Genomic DNA, 787 nt, shown 5'->3' with positions numbered 1-787 from the left:
GAATTCACTCATTGATGAGTGAGGAGCATCTGATCGCGAGCACAGTGGAACACGCTGTGCCGCGGTATGAGATACCCGAATTGCGACATGAGAGCGCTATTCATGATATCGATTAATTTATATTAGCGACACGTGGATATCCCGCGGGCCCGGAGCGGTCCCGCAAGATACCACGGGCGCACGGCGGATGCCTTGGCACAGGGAGCCGATGAAGGACGCGGCAAGCTGCGATAATCCCCGGCGAGGAGCACACATCCTTCGACCCGGGGGTCTCCGAATGGGCGAACCCATCCGTAGCAGTACGGATATCCCCGGCCTGAACGCATAGGGCCGGGGAGGACAACCCGGGGAACTGAAACATCTAAGTACCCGGAGGAGAGGAAATCAATCTCGAGACTCCCCGAGTAGCGGCGAGCGAAAGGGGACCGATGGCCAAACCGTCGAGCGGGCGTACCCGGCAGGGGTTCCGCCGGCGGGGTTGCAGGGCCGCGCATCCGGGGGCTGCCGCCCCCGGGCGCAGGTCCGGCTGGGGAGCGGAACGGCATGGGAGGGCCGGCCGCAGCGGGTGACAGCCCCGTACGCGAACCCAGACCGGACGGCGCGACGCGGTCCCTGAGTAGGGCCGGGCACGTGAAACCCGGTCCGAACCTGGGTGGACCACCATCCAAGCCTGAGTACTACCCTGTGACCGATAGCGCACCAGTACCGTGAGGGAAAGGTGAAAAGCACCCCGGGAGGGGAGTGAAACAGTACCTGAAACCGTGCGCCCACGAGCAGTCGGAGCACC

1 rRNA gene is annotated in these 787 nt (G+C 63.9%); it reads left to right on the top strand.

Annotation, left to right across the window (positions count from 1 at the left end):
• Positions 1–160: 160 nt before the first annotated feature.
• Positions 161–787: ribosomal RNA gene (locus ACTM82_RS08970) — 23S ribosomal RNA — on the top strand; the annotation flags it as partial.

Origin of the sequence: Collinsella sp. HCP3S3_E5 (assembly GCF_052067635.1) — a bacterium.
In the GTDB taxonomy this organism is placed as follows: domain Bacteria; phylum Actinomycetota; class Coriobacteriia; order Coriobacteriales; family Coriobacteriaceae; genus Collinsella.
Note: the sequence above shows the minus strand (reverse complement) of the source record. Positions and strands in the feature narration are given on the sequence as shown.